Here is an 18860-nt window from a genome sequence, read left to right as displayed (position 1 = left end):
TGAATGTCCGGTACTATAATGAGCCACAAACTTTACATATCATGAATTATGTTTTTGCATGGTTCACATTTATATAGGAGCAATATATGTCTACAAATCAAAACTCGCCGATCAAGAAAGTGGCGATCAGTACCGGCGGCGGTGATGCCCCCGGTTTAAATGCAGTGATCCGCGCAGCGGCACTTTCCGCGATCAAACGCGGTTGGGAAGTCTACGGCGTCCTTGATGGCTTTCACGGGATCCTCTCGCCCGAGGAATATCCAGACGGCGGCTTCGTGGCACTTACCCGCGAAAAAGTAAAAGGGATCACCCATCTCGGCGGAACGATCCTCGGCACCAGCAACCGCAACAACCCCCTGCGTTACCCGGTCACCCGCCCAGACGGGACAGTAGAAGAAGTGGACCGTTCCGATGAGATCGTGCGCGGCTTCCGCCTGCATCACATCGACGCGCTCATCACCGTCGGCGGCGACGGTTCGCTTGCCATTGCCAGTGTGCTGGCAAAGAAAGGGCTGCGGTTGATCTCCGTCCCCAAGACCATCGACAACGACCTCGACAAGACCGATGTAACCTTCGGGTTCGACACTGCCGTCGGCTTTGCCACTGAATCGCTCGACCGACTCCACTCCACAGCAGCCTCGCACGGACGCGTCATGGTCGTTGAAGTGATGGGACGCTATGCCGGTTGGATCGCGTTGCATTCAGGTTTGGCGGGCTCTGCCGATGTGATCCTGATCCCTGAACACCCGTACGACATCCATAAAGTGATCGAGAAGATCCACGAACGCGAAAAACGCGGCAGCAAATTCACCATCGTGATCGTGGCAGAGGGCGCTACCCCCAAAGGCGGCGGCGTCTCCGTGGTGGAACATGAAGCCGGTCGCGCTGAACGGTTGGGCGGCATCGGCGAAAAAGTGGCAGCCGAGATCCACGCCATCTCTGGCAAGGAAACCCGTGTGGTGGTGCTTGGTCACCTGTTGCGCGGCGGCTCCCCAACGGCATTTGACCGCCTGACTGCTCTGCGTTTTGGAGCTGCGGCTATTCGCGGACTTGAGGAAGGGCAGTCAGGCGTAATGGTTGCCCTTGAGCCGCCAAACGTTAAATACGTCCCCATCGAAGATGCGATCGGGAAAATGAAAATGGTCCCCATGGATTCGGATATCGTCCTGACTGCCATGGATCTTGGAATTTCGTTCGGATAGATCGCCCGAACCTGCTCTATTTACCAGTACTCCTTACGAGCGGTACGAAACAACCCTTTATCCTTCGGGTTGTTTCGTACCGCTCTTTGATTTCCGGCTTTGCAACGACTTGAAAGTACTCCGCCGCTGAACTATCCGGGCGCCTGACTACTCAGGTATAATTGCGCCCATGCAAACAGACGTTAAAAACATTATCGGTGTACGTTTTACCAGCATCGGCAAGATCTATCACTTCGAATCTTCAGCCCTGCCCGACCTAACGAAGGGCGAGCATGTCATCGTTGATACCTCCCGCGGACGCCACCTTGGCGAAGTCGTGCAGATCCTCGAAGAAACTCCCCCGCGTCCGGAAGGCGGCTGGAAGTCCGTAGAACGCCGCGCCACCCCGCGCGACCTGCTGTTACAGCAATCCTGGCGCAACAAACAGACCGAAGCCATGATCAACTGCCGTGCGCGAGCCTCAGAGCTAAAACTCCTTAACACCATCAAAGTCGTTTCTGCTGAATATAACTTCGACGGCTCCCGCCTCGCCTTCCTCTATAGTACCGAACAGGAAGAAAAGGTTGATCTTAAATCGTTGCGCAAAGATATGGCGGATCTTTACCCCAACACCCACATTGAAATGCGCCAAATCGGTCCGCGCGATGTAGCCAAACTCATCGGCGGCATGGGCGCCTGTGGCATTGAGACCCGTTGCTGCTCCAAATTCCTGACCGACTTCTCGCCCATCTCCATCAAAATGGCGAAGGAACAGGGCATCTCCCTCACCCCCGATGAGATCACCGGCATGTGCGGACGCCTGCGCTGCTGTCTCATTTACGAATACGAACAGTATGTCGAAGCCCGCAAAACCCTGCCCAAGCGCAACAAACGCGTGGTCACCCCCAAGGGTGAAGGCAAGGTCATCGACGTTATCCCAATGAGCGACAAGGTCACCGTGCTGATCGAAGTCGAAGGCGAGCGCCCCCAGCATCACACCTTCCTGCGCGAAGAAGTCCAGCCGTGGGATGAACTCGAAGCCCTGCGCCGAAAATCGGAAGCACCCTGCGACAAACACGAAGGCGGCGGCTGCAACTGCGGCAAGGCAAAACAACAAAAGAAAAATGACAGAGCAAACTAAAACCTGGGAAACCGATCAAAAAATTCTGGTCATTCTGGCGCACCCGGATGATCCAGAATTTTTTTGTGGCGGCACACTCGCCAAATGGGCACGTGAAGGTCACACCGTCACATACCTTTTATTGACCTGCGGCGATAAGGGCTTCAACCCCACAACCACCCCGGATATGACCCCTGAAAAACTATGTGGGATCCGTCATATCGAACAAGCCGAAGCCGCCAAGGTCATCGGCGCTCAACCGCCTCTTTTCATGGACCTGCCGGATGGGTACCTCGTCCCAGACCTGAATCTTCGCCGCGACGTGACACGCGAGATCCGCAGGCACAAACCCGATATCCTCGTCACCTGCGACCCGCAAAATCTCTTTGCTCTTTACGGCATCAATCACCCCGATCATCGCGCCTGCGGACAGGTGGTGTTGGATGCGGTCTTCCCCGCCGCGGGCAACCCTGCCTACTTCCCTGATCTTCAGGCACAAGGCTTTGAGCCGCACATGCCCAAAGAGGTCTGGTGTTCGCTCACTAATCAGCCCAACACTTCCATTGATGTCACCGCTACCTGGGACATCAAAATGCAAGGCATCCTCCAACACAAGAGCCAGGTGCAGGATGTAGACAAATTGATCGAACGCATGAAGTCCCGCCGCACCGAAGATAGTACGGATGAAGATCCGCGTTACGAAGAAAAGTTTAGAGTCGTAAAATACGGTTAGTGATTTCGTTAAAAGTCAAAGGTAAAGATCGTTGGACCGTTCGTTGATCTTCCGCCTTTGACTTTTTTCATACAACCCCAGACCCACTCGGAGAAAAACAACATGAACCCCTTCCTCAAAAAAGCCGAAGAACTCTTTCCCTACACCCAAGCCATGCGGCGTGACTTTCACAAGCACCCCGAACTCGGCTTCAACGAAATTCGCACCGGCGGCATTGTGGCAAAGGAACTTGAGGCTCTCGGTATCGAAGTGACCAAGGGCGTTGGAAAAACCGGCGTGGTTGGTTATCTCGAAGGTACCAAGCCGGGTCCAACCATCCTCCTGCGCTTCGACATGGATGCCCTGCCGATCGCTGAAGACACTGGCGCAGAATATTCCTCCGAAAATGCCGGGGTCATGCATGCCTGCGGGCACGATGGTCACACGGCAATTGGTTTAACGGTTGCCAAGATCTTGAACGAACGCAAGCATGAGTTGGCTGGCAACATCAAATTCTGTTTTCAACCTTCTGAAGAAGGCACCAATGGCGAAGAGATCGGCGGCGCGTTAATGATGATGCGCGACGGCGTACTCGAAGGACCCAACGTGGATAAGACCCTGTCGCTTCATCTTTGGAACGACAAGCCCCTTGGCTGGGTACATGTTGCCAAAGGTCCCGTCATGGCAGGCGCAGACTTATTCAGCGTTAAACTCACCGGCAAGGGTGGTCATGGGGCAGCGCCTGAAACCACCATTGACCCCATCGTCTGTGCGGCACAGATCGTCACCGCGATCCAAAGCATTGTTGCCCGCAATATCGAGCCGCTCAAACCGGCTGTCATCAGCGTGACCACCATTCACTCCGGTACCGCCTTTAATATCATCCCACAAACAGCCGAATTGGGCGGCACCATCCGCACCTTCGACCTCGATGTGCGCAAATTGGTACACGCCCGCCTCGAGCAGATCATCCGCAGCACTGCCGCCGCCATGGGCTGCGAAGTGGAATTGCTTATCAAACAAGTCACTGCACCGGTCATCAACAACGAAGGTGTTGCTGCAAGCGTGTTTGAATCAGCCCAAACCCTCTTTCCAGATACTGAGATCACAAGCAATCAATACCTCACCATGGGCGCCGAAGACATGGGCTACATGCAGGAAAAAGTGGATGGTTGTTACTTCTTCATCGGCTCGGCAAATGCAGAAAAGAATCTCAACTACAACCACCATCACCCCAAATTCGATTTTGACGAGCGCGCATTGGTCAGCGGGGTTGCACTGATGGCTTCTGCAGCAGCCGATCTATTAAAGGGATAGCTCTATGCGAAGGATGACTTCTGCGTTTCTTCTCCTGACGTTATGGCTGGGTGCCTGCACTTCAAACCCTGCCAGCACTCCAAGCGACTCTACCGAACCCGCCAAGACAGAAGCCGCAGGTGAGTCCACGCCAACAGAAATCAGCACACAGGTTCTGGCGCAGCGCGAAGCGGTCATCGCTGAAATCGAGAATGAAGTCACAGTGCGCATCGAGGCGGATGGAGAATTTATCCCTGCTGAAGCAGGCGCGATCATCCAACAAGGCGGTGCGTTGCAAACCGGCGCCGACGGGCGCGCCCGTTTAGACTTGAAACCTGAAGGCACCATTGTTCGCGTTGCGCCCAACTCGGTGTTTAACTTGTCTGAGGTCGCCAATGCTGAAGGCAAACCACAAACGACCCTTAGCCTTATCTTTGGCAAGATATTCGTTCTGCTGAATGGCGGGTCACTTGATGTACAAACGCCCTCCGGTGTGGCATCGGTACGTGGAAGTTTATTAAGTGTGAGTTACGACCCAACAACAGGCAAAGTGCAGGCGGTATGCCTTGAAGGTCATTGTGCGATCGAAAATGAGAGCGGTGATGAAGCAGATATCCCCGAAGGCGATTCGGCGTTGGTGGATGAGAATGGCGATATCGTAGAGTTCGACGGCATAGATCAGGGCGAAATTCAAGCCTGGTTGAATGAAAACCCGGAGCTGGGAGAGTTTCTTGACGAATTGCCAAACCCAGAATCCTACCCAGAGCTCGAAGGATTCGAACTGTTCGATTTTGACCCCTCACAATATTTTGAAGAAAACTCTGATGGTGGTATTGAATTCTTTGAAGGCGGTCCCCTACCCGACCTTGGACCTGGGGATGGCGATATCGGTCCTGATGGGGTAGGTCCCGATGGAGATGGACCCGGCGGAGACCCTGGCGGAGCGGGTCCGGGCGGGGGTGGTCCGGGCGGCGGAGGCTGATCATGAATCGAGCAGGAAAATGGGCAGTAGGTATTTTGCTTACAGCGGCTGCCGCCGCTGGTGCATTGCAGACCGTTTCCGCCCCAACTCAAACAGAAATGCCCTCTGCACAACAAAATGAGGCTTGCGGTTATCAATGGGCATACTCCCCTGCCCCGCAACTGAGTGAAGCATTTGATGCTGAAGTAAAGTCTATGGACCCTGAAGCCAGCGGGCGGGTGGAGTATTTTGGTGAAGACTGCGTCCACCCAGATGGCACATCCGACTTTCTTACAAAAGAAACCGATTTCTACTTCCGTCTAAAGGTGAATGACCTGAAACAGGAAGAAGAATTTGGAAATTGGGTCGTGAAGGTTATGGAGTACGTCACCCAAATTCCACGTGAAGATCTGCCAGGCAGCTACGGCTTCGTGGAATTTTGGTTCGAAGAGACCGAAGCCGAGCACATCGCCTTCCGTGTGCCGATCCAGAACTACATTGACGAAGCGCAGGGAAAGAACGGCGCTGAGTTATTTCAAATGTTTTACAACCCGCCCTAGTTTCTACAAGTCAAGCCGCCAAATTGGCGGCTTTCTCGTTCTTGACATCTCTAATCACTTGACGTATACTACGTTTAGTAATTACTAAACGTAGTATACGGAGATAGTATGCCCACCAAACTCCCCCAACTAAAAAAAGACTTTACTGAAAGCCTGAGCCAGATCAGCCGTTTTTGGGGCTTTCCCAAAGGCATGGGTGCAATTTTTGCCGTGCTATATCTTTCCCCTGCCCCGCTCGCATTGGATGAGATTACGACACAAACCGGTCTCACCAAGGGTGCGGTCAGCACCGAAGTACGCACACTTGCCCGCATGGGGCTGGTTCACCGCTCTTCGAAACTCGGCGACCGCAAGGATTATTACGAAGCGGAAACAGACTTCTACACATCCATCCGTTCGATCCTGAAGGAACGCCAGAACAGCGAGTTCGACCGGGCGCTGCGCGGAGTGAAGGAAACGCTCGAAAAGCTGGAGTCAGGCTCAGTGTCTGGAGATGAGGCGGAGATCAAGTTCCTGCATGAACGAGTCAAAGCCCTGCAGGATTTCTTCAACGCCATCGATACTCTGACCAACGCGGTCATCAAGCTGGAAAGTTTGGGGTTGGCAAATGTCACCAAAATCCTCAGTGTATTAAAGTAATAGAAAGGAATAAATCATGAACATGATCGTTAGTTTTCTTACTCAACTGCTCTTAACCCTTGCGCTTGCAGCCTTTATCGTGCGCTACATCCGCCCGCATTTACGCAAAGTTTTATTAGACCTGTGCGGCACGGAAGAACGTGCCCAGTTCTGGACGGCATTCTCCAATATCCTCCTGATCGGGCTCCCCGGCATTTTGGCGTTGAATTACAGACCCGAAGCCAGGGATATGGAAGGGCTATTCTTTGAGATCGCAAGCCGTCTCAGCGGAGCATTGGCTGGTTTTCTTTTCGCACTCGTCTGTGTTGGCATCGTGGTGACCATTTTTGCCCTCGTTGCGCCAAAGACAAGCAAAGTGGAGGCAAAATGAAGATCGCAGTTACAGGAGCATTTAGTTATTCAGGAAAGTACATCACAAAACACCTGCTCGAAAAAGGTGAAGATGTCATCACACTCACCAATCATCCGGATCGACCAAATCCATTTAACGGAAAAGTCAAAGCTTTCCCACTGGATTTCTCCAATGAAGCCCAGTTGATAGAAAGCCTGCGTGGAGCGGAAGTATTGGTCAACACCTATTGGATACGCTTCGACAAAGGGAACAACACTCAACCTAAAGCGGTTGAAAACACAAAAGCCCTGGTTCGGGCTGCAGTAAAAGCAGGTGTAAAGCGCATGGTACACATCAGCATCGCCAACCCGTCTGCGGAATCACACTTGCCTTATTATTGGGGCAAAGCGGCAAACGAAAAAGCTGTCACCGAGTCAGGGATGGCATACGCGATCCTGCGCCCCACGGTCTTGGTCGGCGGCGGCGAGGATATTCTCATCAACAATATCGCTTTTCTTTTGCGTCGCCTGCCATTCTTCCTGATCCCAGGCGACGGGTCGTATGGCATTCAACCAGTGCATGTGGACGATCTCGCAAAACTTGCTGTTGAAGCCGTGTATAGCAAAGAAAATTACGTGATCGACGCAGTGGGTCCGGACGCGTACTCATTCAAGGAATTGGTGAAATTGGTCGGAGACACCGTTGGCGCAAAACGCCCATTGATCTCCGTGCCGCCCCGGCTGGCTTTGTTCGCAGCGCAAGTCATGAGTCTCTTTGTGAACGATGTCATTCTGACCCCTGAAGAGGTGGATGGTTTAATGGCAAATCTGCTGGTTTCCAAAGAACCTGCGCGCGGTAAAACCGTCTTTAAAGAATGGCTGATCGAAAACCGCAATGTTGTTGGTGCGCGATATGCGTCTGAATTGAAAAAACATTTTTCTTGAAAATTTGATTCTGTTTTCCCCCGCACCCAAACCATTACCCGATGGCAACCACCCCCGCACAAGATGGGCTATCAATACAACCGTAATACTTCTTTCCATTCTCAGACCCACTGCGATGTATTCGTAGAACCATCATCTTCCCGCAGACCGGGCAATTCGGAACCGCATCAAGTTCGGCACTCAAAGCAGAGTTCTTCCCAGTCTTCAACACCGCAAGCTGAAAAAGCGCGATCAGGTCGGCAGGCACGTAACTTTCACCCGACGGAATATGCACCAAAGGAAGACCTGCATCTGTAAACAGCTCTTCCATGAACTTATCCGCTTCACGCATTCCGTTCTTGGCAATGGGCTTCACGATCTCCACGCCGAAGGAAGGCGTAAAGGTCTTCGGGTCGCACAAAAGGAAATCCACATGCTTGCGAAAGATCTTATTGAAGAAATGCACATTCTCATTTGGGCGTACGATCATGAACAGATCCGTGAGTGCGACCTTCGGACAGATCACATACCGGCTTCCCATTAATTCAGTCAACAATCGAAAAAGAGCCGCTTCCGTATTACTCAGGAAGGGCTCTCGTAAGCGGTAGGGAAGTCGGTCTTTTTGCTCCGCGGTCATATAGTGATTATACGTTAGGAATGAATCTTCGTACAGAAATTCAGCTTACCCATCTCGCATCAATTTCAGTACCTCAGGTCTGAGTGCAGCGTTACAAGCCAGCCCTTCACCGTGAGTGTGACCCTCCGTCCCATCCCATGAACCAAAATACCCCCCTGCCTCTTTCATGATGACCGGGTAGGGACCGCAATCATATACATCCATGCGCGGATCAAGAGCTACTTCAGCACGACCGGTTGCAACCAACAAGTATCCATAGGCATCCCCCCAGGTTCGTAACAACGCTTTGCGTTTCTCAAAGCGCGGAACAATGTCATTTAGTTTTGCGGAGAGGTGTTGAAAATCAGAAGTGACCACACAAGCCTCAGAAAACTGCCCAACATTCGAAACCCGCGCGCGACGACCATTCCACCAACAACCCATTCCATCCGCAGCAGCCAGCATCTCGTCCAATGGCGGGAAGTACGCCGCTCCCACCCGAACCACCCCTTCGATCTCCAGAGCGATCAACACGCCATATAGGGGCACACCCTGCACAAAAGATATCGTTCCATCGATCGGATCCACGATCCAACGGAACGGGTGCCCGTTTCCCTGCTCGCCATATTCCTCGCCCACAATGGAATGACCAGGAAAGTTCTTTTCAACCTCTGCACGTACATATGCTTCAGCTTCACGATCAGCGATTGTGACCGGATCATTATTCTCTTTACGATCTGGCTTGATGCCGGTATTGAAGTATCGCAAGGTGATCTTCCCCGCATGGTATGCAAGAGAAGTGGCAAATTCCATATATGGCTGAAGGTTCATAGTAGTTTGGCTAATAATTCCTTTTCCTGGGATTCATTCGTCACTTCACCATCCAACCAGGCAGAGCGCAGTTTTAACAATATTTCGCTAAAACGCGGACCCGGCAGTAAACCCATTGCCTTCAGATCATTCCCGTTCGTACGCGGCTTGACATGCCGCCAAAATGAAATGTAACTTAGCAAAGCGTTCTCACGCGAAATTAGATAGACCGCATAAATAGAGAGCAGCGGCAGTTTCTCCAATGCATACGTCCACTCGCTGGGTTTCGCCCCCACCAGATGCGGCAAACTACGCATCAATTGCGCCCCCGCCCACACATCAAGAGATAATTGATTGGAAAAATCAAGCCGGTTGGCGAGTAAAAAGATCTCCTCTTCCGTCAGATCCAAAAACCATAATATAAAACCCATCGAACGCCGGTCTGCAGGGACATCCAATTGGATGTCCATTTCAAGATAGTCAGCGTATTCCTGGTTGAACTTGGGCATCTTTGGATGAATGGAAGTCAGAACCCCCGCACTGGCTACGCGCAAAACCATTTGAAAGGCTCGTTCTTCCTCAAGAATTAAATCCAATTCATGGCGCAATCGTTCTCCGCTCAACATATGCAACACTTTAAGTGCTTCAGAGTCGACCAGCCCCAATGTTAAAGGTTCAATATTAAAGGAATAACGCCCTTCATATCGGATGGCGCGAAAGATGCGGGTTGGATCATCCATGAACGACCTGGGATGAAGGACTCGGATCACTCTCCGCTCGAGATCTGCCTGCCCATCCAACGGATCCAGTATCTCGCCGAACCCCTCCCCATCCAAACGAAGCGCCATGGCATTGATGGTGAAGTCCCGCCGACGAAGGTCATCTTCAATCGTTGAGGGGGTGACTTTTGGTAAAGCGCCCGGCATTTCATAGATTTCTTTGCGGGCGGTGATAAGGTCAACAAAGTCAGTTGAGTTGGGTAAATGCCAGATCGCTGTGTGGAATTTAAAATGTGGCGTCAACTTCCCCCCGTACACTTCGACTAGTTTTCTGCCAAGGTTGATGGCATCGCCTTCGACAACCACATCCAGATCATTGACCGGTTTGCCAAGTAAAAGGTCACGGACAAATCCGCCGACGACGTAGCAAGGTACGCCAAGGGTTTCAGCTTGGGTAGCAATGTTCGAAAGAAGGGTCAACTTTTCGGACGGAAGCAGGTTCGGGTCCCGGAGGAGGCGCAGCACGTCATCCTTTTGCATAAAATCAATTTTACCCTTATATAATGCCTGGTTCAAAAATTGCGCCCTTATGCAATTTTTGAACGTTGGGTATAATCGATGAATGCTTATGAACCCGAACCCGTCCCCTAAAATGTGTACATCCTCCAGGTCTGGCTAGGTTCGCTTAATCGCGCCCCAAACGGCTCCCAGACTTGGCGAGCCGTTTTTTTATTGGATGGTGAAGATGAGTAATTTGACGATCAACGAATTGACCGAACAAATGCATGAATTGGTAAAGTCGAAGGGCTGGTACGAAGCTGACAGCAAACGCCCGCAAACTCCGCGCAATTTAGCGGTGTCGCTTTCCATTGAAGCCGCGGAAATTCTGGAGCATTTCCAATTCACTGATGAGATCAAAGACCGCGAAGAATTGGGCAGTGAATTGGCAGATGTGATGTTGTATCTTTTACAGTTGGCATCGGTTTCCAAGATCGATCTGGAAGATGCAGTGTTGAAGAAGATCGAGAAGAATAAGACCAGAACTTGGGATCAATAGCGAAGTCCTGTCGCCCTGGTCAGGGAAGTCCCTTACGGAGAAAGAATGAACGTTACTGTTTTTGGCGGCGCACAGCCGAAAGAAGGTACACCTGCATACGAGGAAGCACGTGAATTGGGCTCGCTCCTTGCCCAGCGTAAACATGCCGTCTTGACCGGCGGCTACATGGGCACAATGGAAGCCGTCTCGCGCGGCGCAAGCGAAGCGGGCGGGCACGTGATTGGCGTGACGTGTATTGATATTGAAGAATGGCGCAAATCCAAGCCGAACCCGTGGGTCAAGGAAGAAAGGCGCAAGCAGACTCTGATGGATCGATTGACTGCGTTAGTGCAAGGCTGTGACGCTGCGATCGCCCTACCCGGCGGCGCAGGTACATTGACCGAGGTCTCACTGATGTGGAATTTGATGATCGTGGAGTCTCTGCCCCGAAGACCGTTAATACTGATCGGAAGCGGCTGGCAGTCCACCTTCGATCAGTTCTTCGGCGAGTTTGAAAACTACATGCCCATCCACCAAAGAGAGTTGTTATACTTTGCGGGCGATGTGAAAGATGCAGTAAAGAGATTAGATATTGGAGATTAGTAATTTGATCCTTTCGTAAAATATTACCAATCTCCAATTACCAATTACTAAAACGAGGTCAAAATGGCAGAAGAAAAATTACCCACCCGAGCAGAAGACTTTTCCGAATGGTACAACCAGTTGGTTGTGCGCGCCGACATGGCAGATTACTCCCCCGTGCGCGGATGCATGGTGGTGAAACCTTACGGTTGGGCGCTTTGGGAGAATATCACTTCCTGGCTGGACGCTGAATTCAAGAAGACCGGTCACGTCAACGCGGCGTTCCCTACGCTTATCCCAATGTCGTTCTTTGAAAAAGAAAAGGAACACGTTGAAGGCTTCGCGCCGGAATTGGCAGTGGTTACCCACGGCGGCGGACAAGAGCTTGAAGAAAAGCTCGCTGTACGCCCAACATCCGAAACGATCATTGGTCATATGTATGCCAAATGGGTTAAGTCCTGGCGCGACCTGCCGATCCTGATCGTGCAGTGGGGTTCGGTCCTGCGCTGGGAACTGCGCACCAAGCTGTTTTTACGCACCGCAGAATTCTATTGGCATGAAGGTCATACTGCGCACGCCACTGAAGAAGAAGCGAAAGAGGAAATGTACCGCATCCTCGATATCTATGAACGCTTCTGTCTGGATGAAGCCGCCATTCCAGTACTCAAAGGTACCAAGAGTGAAACCGAGCGTTTTGCCGGTGCGCAGATCACCACATCCATTGAAGCGATGATGTGGGACAAACGCGCGCTACAGTCCGGCACTTCTCACTATTTTGGTGACAACTTCGCCAAGGCATTTGAGATCCAGTTCCTTAATAAAGACAACAAGTTGACCTTTGCACAGACGACGTCGTGGGCGATCTCGTCCCGCATCATTGGCGCAATGATCATGGTGCATGGTGATGACAACGGGTTGGTCATGCCTCCCCGCCTCGCCCCTATTCAAGCCGTGGTCGTACCGATCTTCAAGAACGATGCTGAAAAAGAAAAAGTGATGGAAGTTGCCGACCGCCTCTTCGCTGAACTCAAAACTGCAGGCATCCGCATGAAGTTTGACGACCGCGACAATGTTTCCAGTGGTTTCAAGTTCAACGACTGGGAAATGCGCGGCGTGCCCGTCCGCGTGGAGATCGGTCCCAAGGATGTGGAAAAAGGAACCGTCGCCCTTGCCCGCCGCGACAAGCCCGGTAAGGAAGGCAAAACCTTTGTCTCACAAGAAGGTATTGCCGAAACCGTCAAGAATCTATTGACCGATGTGCAAGCGTCCCTGCTCAAACGCGCCACCGAATACCGCGACGCGAACATCCACAACGTGGATAATTACGAAGACCTGAAGAAGGTTGTGCAAGATGGTTGGGCGCTCTCCTATTGGTGCGAATCGACTGAATGCGAGAAGAAGGTCAAGGAAGACGTCAAAGCGACAACCCGCAATATCCCCTTCAACCAACCTGAAGATGAAGGCAAATGTATAGTCTGCGGTAAGCCCTCCAAACGCAAGGTGTACTTCGCGAAAGCGTATTAAAGTATCTCGTGTTCCTGTGTCAGGTGTCAGGTAAAACCAAGACCTGATGCCTGACACTTCACACCTGATACGCTCAGCCCATGCCCGCCATTGACCTGACCCGCCTCCGCAAACAAGCAACCCGTCTTGCAGATTTTTTCTTCCTGCCAGACGAGTTCATGAAGCATTTGCGCGAAATGCTGGAGTTCTACGTCAATTACACGCTCCGCACCGTGGAGAATGTCGCCCCGGGCTCCAACCTCAAAACCTATCGCACCCCTCCTGCTGTATTAACTCAAATCCAAAACGAATTGCGCGCCAAAGCAGAAGCCAACCCGCATTTTGCTCTTGAGCTTGCCGATATCCTTTGGGACGAAGGTGCTCTCGAAACACGCCTACTCGCTTCGTTTCTGCTGGGGCGCATCCCGCCGCAGGAAGAACGCCTTCTTCCGCGCATTACCGCATGGACTCAACAGATCCGCGACCCGGAAGTGCGGGTGGCACTTCTTACGACAAGTCTCACTCGCATGCGCAAAGAGACGCCCAATCAATTCCTTGCCCTTGTGCGCGAATACCTGCACCCCGAACGCTCCCGTTCCTGGTCGAATGGGATTCAAGCGCTGATCCCCATGATCGCAGACTCTGACTTTGAAAACCTGCCTGCCATCTTCGACATTGTCGAACCCGTTATCGAAGAAGCACCATCCACCCTGCAATATGATCTCACCGATCTCATCGTTACGCTTTACCGCGCATCCCCCAACGAAACTATATTCATGCTTAAACACATTCTCACCACCACTGAGAATCAAATGACTGCGGTCACCCTGCGGCGCATCTCGCCAGATTTTCCGCCACCGCTACAAAAAGAACTGCGCGACTTGCTTCGCCCGCAGATGCTCACCCGTCCCAAACCTGCCGAGCCGGATGACTTCATCGACGAATCCGTGCCGCAAAAAAACAAATCAGTTCGCACGCCAAAGAAAAAGAAAATGGACAATACCCGCATCATCTACCTGCACGGTTCAGATAGCAACAGTCAAAGCGGCAAAGCACGTCAGTTCGCTGAGAAATTCCCCGGCATGGTCACGCCTGATTTCACCGGCGAGTTTGAAGAACGCATGAAGCAGCTCAAAAAAATCATCGGACGCAAAAAAGGCTGGACGATCATCGGCTCATCTCTGGGTGGATTAATGGGAACGGTCTTCACCTGCGAAAAGCCGACCTACGTTCGCAAGCTGATTTTGCTCGCCCCTGCCTTGATGAAGGAACCCTTCGGCTCTTATCTTAATCTCGAACCTGTTTCTGTTCCCACCGTCATCATCCACGGAACAGCAGATGACGTCGTGCCACTCGACGAGGCACGCGAATATGCCGAGAAATTATTTACCAACCTGGAATACAACATCGTAGACGATGGTCACCGCCTGCAAGAGGCATTCAAAGAATTGAACTGGGAAGAGATTTTGAATTAAAGCAAACACCGCCAATCAGTAATTGGCGGTGTTTGCTTTAATAGACATGGCTTGGAGTTTATGTTTCCCGTATCGGACCCACCAGAGCGATCTTGTATTTATCTACCCGGTCAATTTTCACAGTCATTTTTCTACCAACGGTGTATTTATGCAAGCCCGTATTCATAAAAAGACCGACCGTTTCGGTTTCGTAAGATAATCCATTTCTGGGGTCAACTCGTAGTTTTAATTGCAATACCTTGCTGCTGTCTTTCTCAATATTATAGGACAACTCCAGATCCTCAACTTCAAGTATCTCTGCAATTGCATCTTCTCCAGTCTTACGCACAGTTTGAAGTTCATCTTCTCGTTTTTCAAAAGCCCGGCGCTTAGACATAAACGCATGGTCTGAATCAAAATGGTCAATCACCATACGTTTCAGATTATTAGGGTCATATGCCACCCAGATCTTTTTGCCAATTTCCTCTTTACGGGGACCCATAATGAACCATTCACCATTCCGAATGGAGAGTGTATCTTTAAACTTGGCTCTGAACGGAGCTTGCCCGGCAGGTTGGATCTCAACCTCAAATGTAACGTGTGCTGTGGTTGATGGGCTATGTTTTCCACCACCAGATGAATAATTATTCCATGCCGAAATTATCACTGCCGGAGCACTAACGCCATGCAGAGTCAATTCACGTCGATCAGCATGTGCTTTCAAATTATTTTTAATCACAAAGTAGATCACAACAATTGATAATGGACCTGCCAATGCTGCAATGCAAAAACCAAAAAAGCCGAGAAAACCCATCCATTCCATATACACCTCTATTTATCTTGAACTCAAAAATTTATAAAACGACCAATAATATTAGGAGTGATAATATCTGATTAAGGTGGCTTAAAATATGGCACAATTGTCCTATTCCCTATCAAACCACGGAGCCGACTCATGAAACAACACATCTACTGGCATACCACCACCCAAATGCCTGACGACAATAGCCTTCTGCCCATCCCTGCCAAAGTGGATGTGGCGATCATTGGTGGCGGGTACACGGGCTTAAGCGCGGCACGGACACTGGCAAACCAAGGTGTGAGCGTGGTCGTACTTGAAGCAGAGACAATCGGCTGGGGTGCCAGTTCGCGCAACGGCGGCATGACATTGACCGGGTTAAAGCCTGCCATGCAAACCATCATCAATAAATACGGGCGGGATTTGGCGAAAGAGTTATTTCAGTGCTCGTTGGATTCTGTCAACATCGTTGAACAGATCGTCAAAGAGGAAAATATTGACTGTGGCTTTTCTCGTTGCGGACATTTACTCACGGCGAATAAACCAAAGCATTACGAGTCCCTGCAGGGCGAAGTAGATTTCATGGCAAAGGAGTTCGGTCACAACGTTAGGCTCGTTTCGCCGAAGGACCTTCGCAGTGAGATCGGTACGGATGTATATCACGGTGCGTTGGTGGATGAGGTCAGTGGCGGGTTGAACCCTGCTCAGTATGTGACAGGGTTAGCAGGTGCGGCTGCCAAGGCAGGGGCAACGCTTTGCGCGCGAGCGCGGGTTACCAAGATCGAGCGGAGAGAGAAGCGGTTCTTTATCCAAACCGAAAGAGGAAACGTCGAAGCAGATTCTGTTCTTGTGGCAACATCCGGTTACACGGGTAATGCTACAAGAAAACTGCAAAAGAAAATTATTCCGATCGGGTCGTTCATTATCGCAACCGAACGGCTTTCTGATGAACTTGCGTATGAACTCAGCCCAAAGAATCGTATGATCTTTGATTACAAACATTTCTTGAATTATTTCAGACTATGGGATAACCGTATGATCTTTGGCGGGCGGGCGGCGTTCTTCCCTGAAAACGAGAATACGATCGCGCAAAGCGGCGAGATACTTCGGCGCGAAATGACCCAGATCTACCCGCAACTGAAAAATGCAAAGATCGATTACGTTTGGGGCGGCACACTGGATTTTGCATTTGATCAAATGACGCATGTCGGCGAAGAAGACGGCATTTATTACTCACTCGGTTACGCAGGTCATGGCGTAGCGATGGCAACATACCTTGGCGCAACAGTTGCCGAGGCAATGATTAAAGGGAATATCAAAGAGCATCCATTTGCGAAATTCGATTTTCCCAACGCGCCATTGGGATTGTATAGCGGCAATCCGTGGTTCTTACCGTTTGCAGGGATGTATTACAAGATCCTGGATTGGATCGAGTAGAAAGATCTTCACCCGCCGGGATAACACATCTCGGCGGGAATATTTCAAAGCCCGCTCACTCACCGCAAGGATTCGCACATCCGGGCAGGCGTCGAGCAGGGTCGAGACCAATTGGGCACATGCATTGACGAGATGACCGCAGCGATTCAAAATCAACAAAAGGCGTTTCTCGCGCAGATACGCGACCATTGAGACAGCAAGCGGTCTCTCTGGGTCATTGGGTACGCCCAATGTTGATATAACCGTTATCAAAACCATCGCAGGGTCGTGAATATCTTCCAAAGCCAGCAACCAAACACCATCTGGGAATTCCCCCGCCAGCTGCGACCCAACGGAATAAGCAAGGTCTTCGTCATTGTTTAATAATGTGACGAATGAGCTCGACTCAAGCAGATGCACCACCTCATCCGTATCGTGCTCTCTCTTTTGAGCTTGTATCAATGGTAAATTCCCCACCAGAAATTTTTCAGGCTGTATTTTCTGCAAGGCGTGCAAAACCTCATGCGCAGAACTAAAACGGTTCCTGGGGTCCTTCTCCAACAGGCGCATTGCGATGGACTCCAATTCATGGGGCACATCGCTGCGTGATTGACTGGGCGGAGAAGCCTTTTCTTCCAAATGTTGCGCAAGAATGGTCTGTTCATCGATATTTGAAAAAGGCACACGCCCTGTGAGCATTTCATAAAGCAGCACACCCAGTGCATATAGGTCAGAAGTGATATCTGCAGGTTCACCGGCGATCAATTCGGGAGCAAGATAGAGCACCGTGCCAGCAAGATTGCTTTCGGTAGGCAGATAAGCTTCTCCGCGTGGACGGGTGAGACCAAAATCCAGTAGTTTTACGAAATAATCAAACCCACGTTTTTCGAGCAGGATATTTCCCGGTTTAAGATCGCGATAGACAAATCCCTTTTCATGAATGGTACCAAGGGCTTCGCAGATCTGTTTTGAAATAGCGACGATACGAGCAAAAGTCAGGGAACCGATCTCATTAAGCGGCTCACCTTTTATCCATTCCATCACGAAAAAAGGAACGGATTCATCATTGCTCACAAAACCCGCATCAAAAAACGAGACGATATGCGGATGGTCTAGTTTTGATAGGATATCCATTTCGCGCTTGAACTGCCCAAGAGATAGATCATTAGCGGTATTCAAGTTGATGATCTTTAGCGCTACAACTCGTTGAACCTGAAGATCTCGGGCGCGATACACGATACCCATTCCACCTCTACCAATCTCTTCATCCAACTGATAGCGTTGATTGATGACTGCACCAACTCCCGCCCCGGACTTTGGGTCTGGGATATGGGTTTGAATTGACTTTGAGAATCGCTTGAGAAAACCAGCCATACCTAAATTATAGTCCGCCCGATAAAAGACAGAAAGTTATTTTCGTCATCAATCAAGTACGCTATAATATTTTAGAAAACACTATGCGTATCCTCATCGTATCTGACATTCATGCAAATTTTACAGCCCTCGAGGCAGTGCTCAGGGATGCAGGTAGCTTTGACACATTATGGTGCCTTGGAGATGTGGTGGGGTACGGACCACAACCCGCTGAGTGCATCACCCGCCTGCGCGAATTCAACCCGGTCTGTCTGGCGGGGAATCATGACATGGCAGTGGTCGGAAAAACTGCATTATGGGATTTTTCCACCGACGCACAAGAAATCATATTTTGGACACGCCACAAACTGAAAACCACCGAGCTGGATTGGCTGAATACTCTTCCCGATAAACCACTAAACATTGGACATAACATCACGCTAGTACATGGAAGTCCGCGCGACCCGGTTTGGGAATATCTTACCGACCCGGCATTAGCCAAGGAAAATCTCGAGCATTTCGAAACAAATTTTTGTTTGAACGGTCACACTCATTATCCGGTCATTTTTAGGAAGCCGTGGGACGACTGGAGAGTCTTGGAAGAAATGCCACGCGTCGAGACTCCCATTCACCTAAATCTCGACCGGATGCTCATCAACCCTGGAAGCGTAGGTCAACCCAGAGACGAAGACCCCCGGGCAGCTTACGCTACTCTTGATACTGAAACCATGAACTTCACATTCAAGCGTGCCCAATACGATGTCGCGGCAGTTCAAAAACTAATGAAGGAATTAAAATTTTCAAATCGCCTGATCCGAAGGTTACGTTTCGGGCAATAAAGAAAAAGGA

The 18860-nt window shown here is 50.7% G+C and carries 20 protein-coding genes; 15 read left to right on the top strand and 5 right to left on the bottom strand.

Annotated features, from left to right (window positions below):
- The first annotated feature begins 86 nt into the window (after window positions 1–86).
- From IPG80_RS12985 to IPG80_RS12945, 9 genes are all read left to right on the top strand, one after another.
- Entirely contained in the window at window positions 87–1202 is a 1116-nt protein-coding gene (locus tag IPG80_RS12985; RefSeq protein WP_345107502.1) for an ATP-dependent 6-phosphofructokinase, read from the top strand.
- A gap of 169 nt (window positions 1203–1371) precedes the next feature.
- The gene (gene ricT / locus IPG80_RS12980) at window positions 1372–2322 is read left to right on the top strand and encodes a regulatory iron-sulfur-containing complex subunit RicT (RefSeq protein ID WP_345107498.1); all 951 of its coding nucleotides are present in this window, start codon (window positions 1372–1374) and stop codon (window positions 2320–2322) included.
- On the top strand, window positions 2306–3034 hold the full coding sequence (locus tag IPG80_RS12975; RefSeq protein WP_345107495.1) for a PIG-L deacetylase family protein: 729 nt from the start codon (window positions 2306–2308) through the stop codon (window positions 3032–3034). Before ricT ends, IPG80_RS12975 begins: the two co-directional genes overlap by 17 nt.
- 102 nt (window positions 3035–3136) lie before the next feature.
- A complete protein-coding gene (locus tag IPG80_RS12970) occupies window positions 3137–4330 on the top strand; it encodes an amidohydrolase (protein WP_345107492.1) in 1194 nt (397 codons plus the stop codon).
- A gap of 13 nt (window positions 4331–4343) precedes the next feature.
- Window positions 4344–5291, top strand: coding sequence for a FecR family protein (locus tag IPG80_RS12965; protein WP_345107489.1), 948 nt, complete (start codon window positions 4344–4346; stop codon window positions 5289–5291).
- 2 nt (window positions 5292–5293) lie between these two features.
- On the top strand, window positions 5294–5830 hold the full coding sequence (locus IPG80_RS12960) for a hypothetical protein (RefSeq protein ID WP_345107486.1): 537 nt from the start codon (window positions 5294–5296) through the stop codon (window positions 5828–5830).
- A gap of 108 nt (window positions 5831–5938) precedes the next feature.
- Window positions 5939–6469: a hypothetical protein gene (locus IPG80_RS12955; RefSeq protein ID WP_345107483.1), complete on the top strand. Its 531-nt coding sequence runs from the start codon at window positions 5939–5941 to the stop codon at window positions 6467–6469.
- 16 nt (window positions 6470–6485) lie between these two features.
- Window positions 6486–6839: a hypothetical protein gene (locus IPG80_RS12950; protein ID WP_345107481.1), complete on the top strand. Its 354-nt coding sequence runs from the start codon at window positions 6486–6488 to the stop codon at window positions 6837–6839.
- Complete coding sequence (locus IPG80_RS12945) at window positions 6836–7744, top strand: NAD(P)H-binding protein (protein ID WP_345107478.1); 909 nt, start codon at window positions 6836–6838, stop codon at window positions 7742–7744. The genes IPG80_RS12950 and IPG80_RS12945 overlap by 4 nt, the downstream gene beginning before the upstream one ends.
- Window positions 7745–7778: 34 nt before the next feature.
- Here IPG80_RS12945 and IPG80_RS12940 read toward each other — a convergent pair whose 3' ends face one another.
- Genes IPG80_RS12940 through IPG80_RS12930 form a run of 3 tightly spaced genes read right to left on the bottom strand, consistent with a single transcriptional unit; the run spans window position 7779 to window position 10408 of the window.
- Entirely contained in the window at window positions 7779–8360 is a 582-nt protein-coding gene (locus IPG80_RS12940) for a DUF2726 domain-containing protein (RefSeq protein ID WP_345107475.1), read from the bottom strand.
- 45 nt (window positions 8361–8405) lie between these two features.
- Window positions 8406–9170, bottom strand: coding sequence for an inositol monophosphatase family protein (locus tag IPG80_RS12935; RefSeq protein WP_345107472.1), 765 nt, complete (start codon window positions 9168–9170; stop codon window positions 8406–8408).
- Window positions 9167–10408 carry a hypothetical protein gene (locus tag IPG80_RS12930; protein WP_345107469.1) on the bottom strand — a complete coding sequence of 414 codons (1242 nt, stop codon included), beginning with the start codon at window positions 10406–10408 and terminating at the stop codon, window positions 9167–9169. The genes IPG80_RS12935 and IPG80_RS12930 overlap by 4 nt, the downstream gene beginning before the upstream one ends.
- A gap of 205 nt (window positions 10409–10613) precedes the next feature.
- Between IPG80_RS12930 and IPG80_RS12925 the strand changes: the two genes are divergently transcribed.
- The 4 genes from IPG80_RS12925 to IPG80_RS12910 all read left to right on the top strand — a co-directional run bounded on the left by IPG80_RS12925 (window position 10614) and on the right by IPG80_RS12910 (window position 14464).
- Window positions 10614–10925, top strand: a complete 312-nt coding sequence (locus tag IPG80_RS12925) for a nucleotide pyrophosphohydrolase (protein ID WP_345107465.1) — start codon at window positions 10614–10616, stop codon at window positions 10923–10925.
- A gap of 45 nt (window positions 10926–10970) precedes the next feature.
- The gene (locus IPG80_RS12920) at window positions 10971–11507 is read left to right on the top strand and encodes an LOG family protein (protein WP_345107463.1); all 537 of its coding nucleotides are present in this window, start codon (window positions 10971–10973) and stop codon (window positions 11505–11507) included.
- Between the two features lie 63 nt (window positions 11508–11570).
- Window positions 11571–13010 (top strand): proline--tRNA ligase, encoded by a 1440-nt coding sequence (proS, locus tag IPG80_RS12915; RefSeq protein WP_345107460.1) that lies wholly within the window; start codon window positions 11571–11573, stop codon window positions 13008–13010.
- Window positions 13011–13090: 80 nt separating this feature from the next.
- A complete protein-coding gene (locus IPG80_RS12910) occupies window positions 13091–14464 on the top strand; it encodes a YqiA/YcfP family alpha/beta fold hydrolase (protein WP_345107457.1) in 1374 nt (457 codons plus the stop codon).
- 58 nt (window positions 14465–14522) lie between these two features.
- On the opposite strand, the gene IPG80_RS12905 is transcribed toward IPG80_RS12910, so the two are convergent.
- Window positions 14523–15266 carry a hypothetical protein gene (locus IPG80_RS12905; RefSeq protein WP_345107454.1) on the bottom strand — a complete coding sequence of 248 codons (744 nt, stop codon included), beginning with the start codon at window positions 15264–15266 and terminating at the stop codon, window positions 14523–14525.
- Between the two features lie 132 nt (window positions 15267–15398).
- On the opposite strand from IPG80_RS12905, the gene IPG80_RS12900 reads away from it, so the two are divergent.
- A complete protein-coding gene (locus IPG80_RS12900; RefSeq protein ID WP_345107452.1) occupies window positions 15399–16679 on the top strand; it encodes an FAD-binding oxidoreductase in 1281 nt (426 codons plus the stop codon).
- Here the strand turns inward: IPG80_RS12900 and IPG80_RS12895 are convergent.
- Window positions 16632–18032, bottom strand: coding sequence for a protein kinase (locus IPG80_RS12895; RefSeq protein WP_345107449.1), 1401 nt, complete (start codon window positions 18030–18032; stop codon window positions 16632–16634). The two genes, IPG80_RS12900 and IPG80_RS12895, sit on opposite strands and share 48 nt — an antisense overlap.
- A gap of 83 nt (window positions 18033–18115) precedes the next feature.
- Here IPG80_RS12895 and IPG80_RS12890 point away from each other — a divergent pair, with 83 nt between their 5' ends.
- Window positions 18116–18850: a metallophosphoesterase family protein gene (locus IPG80_RS12890; protein ID WP_345107446.1), complete on the top strand. Its 735-nt coding sequence runs from the start codon at window positions 18116–18118 to the stop codon at window positions 18848–18850.
- Window positions 18851–18860: the final 10 nt, after the last annotated feature.

This window comes from Candidatus Villigracilis vicinus, assembly GCF_016702885.1.
GTDB classification, from domain to species: Bacteria; Chloroflexota; Anaerolineae; order Anaerolineales; family Villigracilaceae; genus Villigracilis; species Villigracilis vicinus.
Note: the sequence above shows the minus strand (reverse complement) of the source record. Positions and strands in the feature narration are given on the sequence as shown.